Origin of the sequence: Paenibacillus sp. Mc5Re-14 (genome assembly GCF_001049835.1) — a bacterium.
GTDB classification, from domain to species: domain Bacteria; phylum Bacillota; class Bacilli; order Paenibacillales; family Paenibacillaceae; genus Paenibacillus; species Paenibacillus polymyxa_C.
The window spans coordinates 1,876,632-1,888,716 of record NZ_CVPD01000001.1; the positions used below are offsets into that span (position 1 = coordinate 1,876,632).

Consider the following 12,085-nt stretch of genomic DNA (forward strand, 5'->3'; position numbering starts at 1 on the left):
TAATGCTTTAAATCAGCATTTTTGCAATTATACATCGGATTACTCGGTTTTACCACTATAATTATTATTTTATTTCTCATTTCTTTGTCCGTTTCTCCTTTGCCTGTACGTTTTGACATAGTGTACAATATATACGGTAATCCATCTTTACGAAATAGATCGAGGACATCGTAAGCCTCATTTAGGAGAATGCTCTGTGAATGAACCGGATTGGAAGCACTTGAATGCTGTCCCTTTGCCCTTGCAGGAATTTCAGCTACAGCTGGACCAGAACAGTGTTGACGCCAAGCAACTAGAGGAATGGAAAAAAATCCCCGTCCTTTATCAACTAGCTCTGGAGGAATTAAAGAACAAAATTAAGCTGATCCAAACGGAATGGAAGCTGATAGATGGTTTTAGCCCGATTGAGCACATTAAAACCCGGATCAAAGAACCCCACAGCATTGTGGAAAAAGTTCGGCGCAAAGGGCATGAGGTCACCCTGGACAATATATTGCGTGAAATTCATGATATCGCAGGCATGCGTGTGGTATGCGCATTTGTCAAAGATATCTATCGCCTGATGGATCACCTCCGCACACGGGAAGACATTCGCATACTAGAGGTAAAGGACTATATTGCCCATCCTAAGCCCAACGGCTATCAGAGCCTACATGTTATTGTGGAAATTCCACTGATTCTGTTTGAGGGCACACGCTGGATTAAGGTCGAGATTCAATTGCGCACATTGGCTATGGATTTTTGGGCCAGTATGGAGCATATTTTGTACTATAAGTTTGATAAGAAAGTACCCGAACATGTCGTTAACGGATTGACCGAAGCTGCACGTGCAACCTACGAACTGGATCAGAAAATGCTCAAGCTGCGCGGGGAAATTTTATCGCTTAGCGAGGAACAGAATGTGGAAGAGTCTCCAGGGAAACGAGCTGAAGAGTCAGCTTTGAAGACACTTTCCCTCCCTGCAGATCACGCCACTTCTCGGTCGCAGACTTGCTAGGCACGCAGGCACAGGATAACTAAACCATTCAATCGAGGCTGTTCCCCCTTGTGCTGGAACTTAGGAACTTATGTATAATGTATAAATAAAGAGCCGTCAAAACCACTATGATCATGGTTTTGACGGCTCTTTTACACTTTTTTTCAATCAAATCAAATATTACTGCTTCTCATGAATCTCTGTGCTGATTTTCTCAACGATGTCCGCAATGCTGAATGACCCCAGATCGCCTTCGCCCCGTTTGCGCACTGCTACAGTACCGGTTGTTTTTTCATTTTCCCCGATAACGAACATGTATGGAACCTTCTCCAATTGCGCTTCACGGATTTTATAACCAAGCTTCTCATTCCGAGTATCCACTTCGACGCGTAGACCCGCTTTCAGCAACGCTTCCTGCACCTCATTGGCAGTCTCGATATAGTTCTCGGATACAGGCAACAGTTTCGCATGAACAGGAGCCAGCCACAATGGGAATGCACCTGTAAAATGCTCAGTCAGGATGCCCATGAAGCGGTCGATTGAACCGTAGATAGCACGGTGAATAACGACCGGACGGTGCTTCTGGTTGTCCTCGCCCACATAAGTGAGGTCGAATTTTTCAGGCATTTGGAAGTCCAATTGGATCGTTCCGCACTGCCAGCTGCGTTTGAGCGCATCGAGAATGTGGAAGTCAATTTTCGGACCGTAAAATGCTCCATCTCCCGCATTAATACGGTAGTTGATGCCCAGGTGATCCAGCACGTTTTGCAGAGCTTGCTCCGCTTGATCCCACAGCGCTGGCTCGCCCATAAAGTCATCTGGACGTGTGGACAATTCCACTGTGAAGTCAAAGCCAAACACACTATACATTTCGTTAATCAGCTTGATTACGTCCGTAATCTCTTTTTCAATCTGACCTGGTGTAACGAAAATATGCGCATCATCCTGACAGAATGTACGAACACGCATCATACCGTTCAGCGCGCCGGACAGCTCATGACGATGCACTTGTCCAAATTCGGATATACGAATCGGCAGATCGCGGTAAGAATGAAGTTCATTTTTAAATACAAGCATATGCCCTGGGCAGTTCATCGGTTTCAAAGCAAAAGTAGTTTCATCTACTTCGGAGAAGTACATGTTTTCCTTGTAATGCTCATAGTGTCCCGATTGTTCCCACAGACGGTTGTTCATCATCAGCGGTGTACGTACTTCCTCATAGCCATGCAGACGTTGAATGTCACGGGAGTAATCTTCCAACGCAGTACGCACAACCATACCTTTAGGCAGGTAGAACGGCATGCCAGGTGCTTCTTCGGAGAACATGAACAGCTCCAGCTCCTTACCCAGCTTGCGATGATCGCGTTTTTTTGCTTCCTCCAGCAAGTGCAGATGCTCATCCAGTTGTGCTTTTTTAGGGAAAGCTGTTCCGTAGATACGTTGCAGCATCTTGTTGTTGGAATCGCCTCTCCAGTATGCACCCGCTACACTTAACAGTTTGAAAGCCTTGATACGGCCAGTGGACGGCAGATGCGGGCCACGACACAGGTCAAAAAATTCGCCTTGATCATAAATCGTAATTTCCGCTTCTTCTGGCAAATCACGGATCAGTTCCAGCTTCAATGGATCTTCCATTTCACCAAAAATACGAGTTGCTTCCTCACGGCTAACCACACGACGTGTAATCGGCAGATTTTCCTGCGTGATCTTCGCCATTTCCTTTTCGATCTTCGCCAGATCGTCAACGGACAGTGGGTTTTCGATATCAATGTCATAATAGAAGCCGCTGTCGATGACTGGACCAATACCCAGCTTCACATTTTTCTCACCGTAAATGCGTTTGAGCGCCTGGGCCAGCAAATGCGCTGTGCTGTGACGGTAAATTTCCAGACCATCTGCACTGTCCAGCGTAACAATTTCAAGGTCAACGTTCTGATCCAAAACGGTGTTCAGATCGACAGCCTTCCCGTTTACTTTACCTGCTACTGCGTTTTTTTTCAGCCCGGAGCTGATCGAACCCGCCACGTCGGCGATAGTTACGCCCTGCTCGTACTCACGTACGGCTCCATCCGGCAATTTCACTTGAATACTCACGATTAAAGCCTCCATTTCAAATTGTGTGCTATATCAAAATTGAACGCAAAAAAACGCCTCTCTCCCTCAAGGGACGAGTGCGTTCAGCTCGTGGTTCCACCCTAGTTCGGCCCGCTGCTGTACATACATTCATGTTCATCAAAACATGCTCTGCACGACCTGCGTGGCCCTCCATTGGTATCCGTTAACGGGGATAAATCGGTGGGCGCTTACTGATGTCACTGCCAGCTTGCACAGTTACACGTTCAACGTCACAGCTACAAAGGGGTAACTTCACATGCGGTTGCCGGAAAAGCTCACAGCCTCGTCTTTTCTCTCTGAACGGTCCTTCAAGGAAATCATGTCTTTGGTCAATGCCTTGAATATTACTATATGCTACAGCATTATAGATCAAATTCGCAGGTATTTCAAGTGGACGTTTATGTAAGTTTCTGTCTTATTTATCATCCGGCTATGAAGACGAATAGGCCTATATTTACACCCCATTAAAAACACTGTAGAATATTTCTCATCTAGACGATACCGTACAGAAAGAAGGCGAAAGAGATACCTAAGATCATTGTCACAGAAGAACAATGGATTCAAAAAGGAATGGAACGTTTTGAACAGGGCGGAATTGATCAACTCATTGTTGAAAAAATGGCTACTGCTTTAGGGTGCAGTAAGAGCAGTTTTTATTGGTATTTTAACAATCGCAGCAGCTATATTCGACAGATTGTAGAGACATGGAAGGCACAGACGACACAACAGGTTATTGCCGCGTCCATCACCCATGCTGCTATAGATGAGCGAATCCAAGAGTTGCTAACCCAGATGTTTGGCAAGACAAAACGGGGCGATTTTCTGTTTTATCTGCGCAAGCTGTCATTGAAGGATGATAGTTACCGTTCCTTGCTCAATGAAGTCGAACAGATGCGAATGGAGTTTATGAAAGAGCTTTTAGTCCAGAAGGGAATGCAGCCAGAGAAAGCCTCTCAGAGGTCATGGATGTTGTACCATTACTATTTGGGTTGGTATGAGCGTCACAAGCAAGAGACGTTAAGTGAAGAAGCCATTCAGCAGCATATTCATATGATTTGGACAGAGTGGATTTCAAATTAAGGAGGATGTGAGATGTTGGAGCTACTTACATGGGCAGTTGGCGGAATTCTATTTGTACTGAGCGGCATGCATTTATATTGGGTATTCGGCGGACAAAAAGGTGCTAAGGCAGCGATCCCAAGCACGGGAACGGATTTGCTTTTTAAACCCTCCAAAATAGGGACGTCGATTGTTGCCATTTTACTAGCCTTAGCCGCTTGGTTCGTTTTGGAGTTAGGGAGAGTCGTACCAATTCAGTTTTTCCATTTCTTCTATTTCTACGGTGCAGGCTTGTTGTCATGTTTATTTATTTTACGTTCTATAGGAGATTTCAAATGGGTAGGGTTCTTCAAGAGAAAAAAAGGAACGGTTTTTGCAAAATGGGATACTGTGCTCTATTCGCCCCTTTGTTTTCTCTTGGGAACAGCCATTTTAATGATGATGCTTTTGCGTACGGCATAGCTTAAAGCTGATCTTTACCCGATTTGTTTCTTTCGTACGTCTCCACCAGTTTCTTTCTCAGTGAAATAGTACAGTAAAGCCAGCACAGGCAAAATGACTCCAATCAGAGCGCTGAAATTCCAACCACCCAACGCATAAGACCAACCGCCTAATGATGATCCAATCGCTCCACCTATGAAAAAGATAGACATGAATAATCCGTTCAGACGCCCTCTCGCTTCACTTCCCAAGGAGTAAATAACACGTTGCCCCAGCACAAGGTTTCCTGATACAGCCATATCCAGTGTAATCGCAGAAATAAAGAGAAGGATGAGCGCAGCCGTCGAATGACTTTGGAAAATATAGATGACCAAAAAGGACAAGGCGGCAATGACCATAGCTAGCCCGGTTAAACCTTTGCTCCAACCTTTATCAGCCAATCTCCCGGCAATCGGAGCTGCTATTGCGCCCCCTACACCTACTAGAGCAAACAGTGCAATTCCTTGCTGGGACATGCCGAAATCATCCGCCAAGCGTAGAGGAACAACCGTCCAAAACAGGCTGAAAGCACCAAATAGGCAGGCTTGATATAAGGCACGGCGGCGCAATGCAGGCGTTTGTTTGAAAAGAGTACCTAGCGAGAGAATCAGTTTACTGTAAGATACCGTAGGTACAGGCTTGCGCTCTGGAAGAGCCCGCGAGAGAAGAATCGTCAACAATGTCAGAACGATGGCTGACATAATAAATACGGCTTGCCATCCCCAAATGCTGGTTATGAAGCTTGCCAATGGACGTGCGAACATAATGCCTAGCAGGAGTCCACTCATGACATTCCCGACAACCCGGCCGCGCTGTTCTTCGGATGCTAAATAGGTAGCGTACGGTACCAGTATTTGGGCTACTACAGATCCAACTCCAATGAACAAGGATGCGGTCAGGAACGACGTGGCATTGGGGGCAAAGGCAGCAACAAGCAATGCACAGACTGTAATGATGAGCGATACGACCATGAGCCGTCGATTTTCAATAATGTCGCTAATGGGTACGATAAACAGCAGTCCCACAACATAACCGATTTGAGTTAAAGTGACAATGAAGCCCGCTGTTGTGGAAGAAAGGCCCATCGCTACATGAATAGGTCCTACCAGGGTTTGAGCATAGTAAAGGTTGGCAACAATAAGGCCGCATGCCGCTGCCAACAGAAACATCATCCAATTTGAAATACGGTTACCTTCTACGGCTTGTTGTTCTCTTTGCATGATAATCCTCCTCAATAATTTAAATACTGAACGTATAGTTCTTTAATTCGATAATCAAATAATATACTGAACGTTTCGTTTTGTAAATAGGCAAATTCAACTTTTTATTCTTACCTGATATTTGATATACTGAACGTATAGTTTATTTTAATGTTTTCTTATATCTATGTAAGAAGGTGAGCATTCCAGTGCAGAATAAAAGAGGACGTCCGCGTAATGTCGAGTCGCAAAAATCTATCCTTACCGCCTCTTATGATCTACTGTTGGAACAAGGCTTTGGGGCTGTTACGGTAGAAAAAATTGCTGAGCGAGCAAAAGTGAGCAAAGCCACCATATATAAATGGTGGCCTAACAAAGCTGCCGTAGTCATGGATGGTTTCCTGTCAGCTACCATGGCAAGATTGCCTGTACCCGACACGGGTCGTGTACTAGACGATATTCTCATTCATGCTACGAATTTAGTACGGTTTCTAATCAGTCGAGAAGGTAAAATTATTACGGAGTTAATTGGCGAAGGGCAACTTGATGCAGGGTTGTCAGAGGCATACCGAACCCGGTATTTTCATCCACGGCGACTTGAAGCCCGGCATCTTATTGAGCGGGGAATAGAGCGTGGGGAATTGAAGGAGCATCTCGATGTTGAATTATGTATCGATCTCATTTATGGGCCGGTTTTTTATCGATTGCTGGTAACCGGTTATCCATTAGACGATGCCTATGTACGACAATTAGTCATGAATGCGTTCGAAGGGATTAGCTTGGACTGAATTGCGAATGCCATATAGCGGGGCTGGCAGCCACCACAGAGTATTCTCCGTGGTGGCTGCTTATTTCTTTTTTCCTTTTTCTTTTTTCCTTTTTCTTTTATCTGCCGATCCTCTATGCTATCTCTGCTTTATTTATTCGTCAGGATCTATACTAATCTTTTGCAGTAAGTCGATCAGAAGGTCCTCTTCCTCTTCGGATAAATTGTGGACAAGACCGGCATTGAGCTCGTCCAGTATTGCTTGTAGGACAGGAGCGAATTCTAATGCCTTGGCCGTGGGAGACACAAGTTGAGAACGTCGATCATTCGGATCCGTTTTACGTTCAATGTAGCCTGATTCCTCTAATTGTTTTACAGAGCGTGCCGTGGTTGCCTTATCAAATTTAAGTTCATTCGTCAGCTGCTCCTGCGTAATACCTGGCCGCTGCAAAATAATCTTTAAAAAACTGTGTTGCCCCCCACTGCCGATTCCGTAAGGAGCCAGTTTTTTGGACAGTATTTTTTGATTTCGACGGTACAGGTGGGAAATTAGCTTTCCAATCGGTTTTTTTCTCATCAAATTCACCTCATTGGCTTGAAAATGGCAATCCCCAGCTGGGACCAAAACAAAGTTTACAATACTATTGTTGCGCACGCAACTAATTTACTGTACACTAGAACCGTTCATTTAGTTGCGCACGCAACTAAAGAAAGAGCTGCCAACGATAAAGAGGTGTTCATAATGAGTTCAACTGCTGCAACCTATCAAGAGAATATCGAAGTTCAGAAGAAACGTTGGATGATTTTAATTGTTTTAAATCTGTTTACGTTTATGTCCACCTTGGATGGAAGTATTGTTAATATTGCTCTTCCTGTGTTGTCTCGCACGTTACATTTACCTGTGGCACAGATTGAATGGGTGACAACCGCCTATTTAATGGCGATATGTACCGCAATTTTATTTTTTGGCAAGCTAGGGGATATGGTCGGTAAAATCAAAATATTCAAAATCGGCACCATCATATTCATTCTTGGCTCCCTATTGTGCGGTCTTAGCTCTTCACTCTCCCTATTGCTGATTTCGCGCATCATTCAGGCAATTGGAGCATCCATGACCATGGCGAACAGCCAAGGGATCGTAACAGATATCTTCCCGTCTACTGAACGGGGCAAAGCGCTTGGCCTCATCGGAACCTTCGTTTCTTTGGGTAGTATCGCCGGGCCGAGCTTGGGCGGTATTATTGTCTCCTCGCTGGGTTGGCAATACATTTTCTGGGTCAATGTACCGATAGGCCTGATCGCTGTCTTTCTGGGCTGGAGGCTTCTGCCTAAGGATCTGATCAAGGTGAAGGATAAGATCGACATTCCTGGCAGCCTGGTGTTTGCTATTTTTATTCTCACTTTATTCGTCGGATTGTTGCTGGGACAGCAGGTCGGGTATGGAGACCCACGTATTATTGCTTCGCTGGTGGTGGCCGTAGTTGCTTTTGCCATATTCATTTGGTTGGAATTGCGTCGTCCACAGCCGCTGTTACAGCTCGCTCTATTCAAAAATCCGTTGTTTTCACTTAGTATTTTGTGTGCTTTTCTGGTGTTTGTCGCTAACTTCTGCTTTAACATCATTTCGCCTTTCTATGCACAGAATATGCTGAACTTGTCGCCTTTTTATGCCGGATTTCTGCTGATGTTGTTCCCCATCTCTATGGTTATTGTGGCCCCGCTCAGCGGCGCGCTGTCCGATAAAATCGGGTCTGAACTACTCACCTTCGCCGGGCTGGTCGTTATGGTCGTTGCCCAAATTGGATTAGCGGAGCTGCATGCAGGTAGCTCCATCCCGCTCGTCGGTCTGTGGATTGCCATGCTGGGTATTGGCAGTGGTTTATTCCAATCGCCGAACAATTCGCTGATTATGTCCAAGGTACCCCGCACACAGCTTGGCTCAGCCGGAAGTGTTAATTCACTGGTGCGCAACGTCGGGATGGTTGTAGGGATCACGCTGGCCACAACCATTCTCTTTAATGTTATGAGTAAAGAGGCTGGTTATCGAGTCACCGGATTGGTTCCGGGTCACCCTGAAATTTTTCTGGAAGGAATGCATGTAGTCTTTATGACGTCTGCCTCCATCTGTCTTGTATCGGCATTGTTAACAGGCTGGAGGCTGATTGGGGCAAAACGGGCAAGAACGCAGCAAGAAAAGAGATAGAGCCTTCAGGATGCCAAACAGGCTAATTATAAAAAGATTACTATACTATCTCCTTATACTTCTACTAAACGTCCGTTCTCTCTCCAGGATTGCAGTATTTTCTCAAGTACCCACTGATTGTTGTATCCGTCATCGAACAATGGAGCTCGATCCACGAACTCCCCCCTTGCCAGCTTAACAAAATCGCCATCGGCTGTATGATTATAGATTGGTGGAACAGCCCAAGTCTCGTATTCGGCATCCGGGTGTTCTAGGTCACGCAACACAATGCGAATACTTTCCGGATTATTGAGACTTGCGTGCAGCGTACCGAGTTCGCCGTAGATATCCACTTCGATATCGTGACGTTTGCCGATGGCATTTTTGTGAGTGATGAAGGTACCCACAGTATTATCGCCAATGATGCCATGAAAGGCGGCGAGATCTTCCACATCCACTTTTACAGGCAGACCCGTGACCGGATCGGGCCGCTCAGGTGTAATGATATGTAGCAGCGCCGCGACGCTTTTAAATTCACCAATCAGAAAACGGGCCAGATCAATAATATGTGAGGCCGTATCCCCCACTACTCCAGAGCCGGCCTTGGCTAAATTGTGTCGCCATGTATACGGATGCTGACGATACGGTGAAAATGCATCCATTAGATAACGAAATTGAATATTATAGATTTTGCCCAGCTTGTGCTCATCCAGCAGTTGCTTGGTATATTGGAAGGCCGCGCCGTAGCGATGCTTGTAGTGAACCAGCAAAGGCACCGGATTCGCGGTATACAGCTTTTTCAACTGGCCTGCCTCCGACCACGTGAGTGTCAATGGTTTCTCTGCCAGTACAGCTTTGTGTTCTTCCAGCGCAATACGAATAATGTCAAAATGCACATCATTGGGTGTCAGCGACAGAATCGCATCTACCTCTGGGTCACGGATTAATGCTTCATAATGGGAGTACCGCTTGGAGGCAGGCAGTTGCAATTGCTCTCCGATGGCTTGAAGGCGGTTCGCATTTACATCACTAACGGCCACAATCGATACCCCCGACATGCTGTGTAATGATCTGATGTGATATTCAGCGATCAGGCCCAAGCCGATGATACCCATCCGAATGGGTAGGGTTGGGGAGGTAGAGGTACTCATATGTTCAGAATTCCCTTCTCTACAATTTGGTTTGATATCTGGAGCACATTCCTTTTTGCTATGCAGTATCACCCGTACCTTTGTAGAATAGTCCCCATCAGAAGTGATCATCGTAAGTTTTACTTCCACAGACAGATAGCAGACAGTGAATACAATTCCCCATAAAAAAAGGATCTGCAGCTCCGTGGTCCGGTTTTGCAGATCCTTTATGCTTCTTCTTTATATCGACTACATCGACTACATCAAAAATGTACCTACGACAAAAGATACCCCGATGATGATTGAGCGCAACAGCTGTGCCAGAGCTACATTGCCTTTGGCAATTTCCTCGCACACCTTGGTGCGCGGCGTCACCAGATCAAAAATCACATACACCAGGCACAGCACCACAATGCCCACGGCCGACCAGGTCAGCATATCGAGCCATGAATGGCTGCTATACGACACCATTCCCACGATGATACACAGACCTAGCAGCTTTGCCCCCATATAGATGCCTGCCGCTTCATTGCCGCGTGCGATTTCCTGATTATCGTTATAACGTGTCAGCAAGCTGAACACAAAATAACCTACGATTAAGATGGCAAACAAGATAAGCAGGCCGATACCTACATTGCCCAATGCGTTGCCCAAACTGATATGAGAGTCCAATTTTTTTCCTCCTTATGATACTTGTGAATAGGAACAGATCTGTTCGAATATTTTACATTTCACAATTCAGCTTATACAGCGGGTGGATTAGAAGGTTCGTTGGCAACGGCGGCAGCGCAATAGTAGGCCATATCGCCTGTTACCTTTTCACCGATTCGCGGCAGAACCCCCGCAAAACGCCCCCCGATCACGAATATGCCTGTCAGTACATAGCCGTGAAATAGCCCTTCCTCGGTCTGCAACTCTGCGCTCTGCATGGGCCACAGCCGCTGATAAATCTTAGGCTGTCCCTCGTAATAAGCGGCAATATGTGCGGCTTCCTCCTGTTCAGGTGTTAGTGGAGCATCAGCTTGATGATGCAGATCAGGCTGGTCAGCCTTCGCATTTTGGGCCACTCCCAAGACACCTTCCAGTCTCTTCTCGGGTTTAGGCTGCTCAATCAAATGCGTGCCTTTACCCTCTCGGCCCCATATGCCTTTGGCGACATAAGGCTCTTTATTTTGCAGAAACACGGATGGCTCAAAATATGTAGGTAGCAGGTAGGTTCGTATCACCTCCAGCTCCCGTTCGTCAAACAAACGAAAACCGCAGAACGCTGGTGTCTGTTCATTGCGCTCGTACAGCGACCATACGGTTGCGGTGAACCCTTTGCTCTGCGTAATGATATGCTGCGGCGGATTGATTAGTCCTATTTTTCCGTCTGCCACCATATCCATTAACGCCTGCCCCACCTCAAGCCCTGTGTCCTCTTCCCGATCTTCAATCAGATATTCCAGCGGATACAGGCGATAGAGGATGTGAATCTGCTCTCCACGGTGATACAATCCTTCATTCGGGATAATTTCCAGTTCTTCCAATGGCGCATAAACCACTTCAAACCCGGCTTGTTCACATAATCGCATGATATATTTGGTATTCGTCTGATCCTCGATATGCCATTCATAGCAAGTGAAATACACCTTTGTCCCCAAACCCTTACGACTATAAAAATGAATGAGCTCCGTCAAGGCAGACTGAATCGCCTCATCCATTCCTGATGAGGGTCCATGTAAATCAATGTCATCCCCTGACATTCCCTCACAACGCAGCACTTCCAGCAGCTTTCCTTCGAGATAAGCCACCTCGGGAATCCCGGTTGGGGTATCGGTGTTATTCTCAATGCACTTGATCCCCGCTTCCCCCACAATCCAGTCCTGTCGGGTGATCCCATCTGGCGCGGCTTCCATACGTGCAGCACGCAGCAAGCCTGGATGAATCCCCAACCGCTCCACCAGATATTCATCCGGCATATAGCGCTGGATAAATTGCTGAACCTTGCGATAAATACGATGTACCGCCTCAGAAGCAGCCTGAAGCTCTGCCAGCTCGCTTTCCCGATACACCGTTAAGGCCGGCACGCAATAGGACTTGCCGTACATGCGATGATACGGAATCATATGGCTGATTTCACCCTTAAAAAGCTCGTCATGTTCATAAGGTAATTGCCGAATCGTACGCATGCTCATC

Annotated in this window: 11 protein-coding genes; 5 read left to right on the forward strand and 6 right to left on the reverse strand. The window is 46.2% G+C overall.

Annotation, left to right across the window (positions count from 1 at the left end):
- The first annotated feature begins 196 nt into the window (after window positions 1-196).
- A complete protein-coding gene (locus BN1546_RS08510) occupies window positions 197-997 on the forward strand; it encodes a GTP pyrophosphokinase (RefSeq protein ID WP_025675679.1) in 801 nt (266 codons plus the stop codon).
- Between the two features lie 159 nt (window positions 998-1,156).
- Here BN1546_RS08510 and thrS read toward each other — a convergent pair whose 3' ends face one another.
- The gene (thrS, locus tag BN1546_RS08515) at window positions 1,157-3,070 is read right to left on the reverse strand and encodes a threonine--tRNA ligase (RefSeq protein WP_025675680.1); all 1,914 of its coding nucleotides are present in this window, start codon (window positions 3,068-3,070) and stop codon (window positions 1,157-1,159) included.
- A 591-nt stretch (window positions 3,071-3,661) separates the two neighbouring features.
- On the opposite strand from thrS, the gene BN1546_RS08520 reads away from it, so the two are divergent.
- Window positions 3,662-4,171: a TetR/AcrR family transcriptional regulator gene (locus BN1546_RS08520; RefSeq protein ID WP_049825397.1), complete on the forward strand. Its 510-nt coding sequence runs from the start codon at window positions 3,662-3,664 to the stop codon at window positions 4,169-4,171.
- A gap of 12 nt (window positions 4,172-4,183) precedes the next feature.
- A complete protein-coding gene (locus BN1546_RS08525; protein WP_013369203.1) occupies window positions 4,184-4,612 on the forward strand; it encodes a DUF3995 domain-containing protein in 429 nt (142 codons plus the stop codon).
- A 14-nt stretch (window positions 4,613-4,626) separates the two neighbouring features.
- Here the strand turns inward: BN1546_RS08525 and BN1546_RS08530 are convergent, their stop codons facing one another.
- On the reverse strand, window positions 4,627-5,850 hold the full coding sequence (locus tag BN1546_RS08530) for an MFS transporter (protein ID WP_025675682.1): 1,224 nt from the start codon (window positions 5,848-5,850) through the stop codon (window positions 4,627-4,629).
- Window positions 5,851-6,038: 188 nt separating this feature from the next.
- Here BN1546_RS08530 and BN1546_RS08535 point away from each other — a divergent pair, with 188 nt between their 5' ends.
- On the forward strand, window positions 6,039-6,617 hold the full coding sequence (locus BN1546_RS08535; RefSeq protein ID WP_025675683.1) for a TetR/AcrR family transcriptional regulator: 579 nt from the start codon (window positions 6,039-6,041) through the stop codon (window positions 6,615-6,617).
- A gap of 132 nt (window positions 6,618-6,749) precedes the next feature.
- On the opposite strand, the gene BN1546_RS08540 is transcribed toward BN1546_RS08535, so the two are convergent.
- Window positions 6,750-7,172, reverse strand: coding sequence for a MarR family winged helix-turn-helix transcriptional regulator (locus BN1546_RS08540; protein ID WP_025675684.1), 423 nt, complete (start codon window positions 7,170-7,172; stop codon window positions 6,750-6,752).
- A gap of 165 nt (window positions 7,173-7,337) precedes the next feature.
- Between BN1546_RS08540 and BN1546_RS08545 the strand changes: the two genes are divergently transcribed.
- Window positions 7,338-8,798: an MFS transporter gene (locus tag BN1546_RS08545; RefSeq protein ID WP_025675685.1), complete on the forward strand. Its 1,461-nt coding sequence runs from the start codon at window positions 7,338-7,340 to the stop codon at window positions 8,796-8,798.
- 53 nt (window positions 8,799-8,851) lie between these two features.
- Here the strand turns inward: BN1546_RS08545 and BN1546_RS08550 are convergent, their stop codons facing one another.
- The 3 genes from BN1546_RS08550 to BN1546_RS08560 form a co-directional block, all read right to left on the reverse strand.
- Window positions 8,852-9,928, reverse strand: a complete 1,077-nt coding sequence (locus tag BN1546_RS08550; RefSeq protein ID WP_058830584.1) for a Gfo/Idh/MocA family protein — start codon at window positions 9,926-9,928, stop codon at window positions 8,852-8,854.
- A 237-nt stretch (window positions 9,929-10,165) separates the two neighbouring features.
- The gene (locus BN1546_RS08555) at window positions 10,166-10,579 is read right to left on the reverse strand and encodes a DUF350 domain-containing protein (RefSeq protein ID WP_016819503.1); all 414 of its coding nucleotides are present in this window, start codon (window positions 10,577-10,579) and stop codon (window positions 10,166-10,168) included.
- 71 nt (window positions 10,580-10,650) lie between these two features.
- The gene (locus tag BN1546_RS08560; protein WP_090737104.1) at window positions 10,651-12,084 is read right to left on the reverse strand and encodes a glutathionylspermidine synthase family protein; all 1,434 of its coding nucleotides are present in this window, start codon (window positions 12,082-12,084) and stop codon (window positions 10,651-10,653) included.
- Window position 12,085 lies beyond the last annotated feature (1 nt).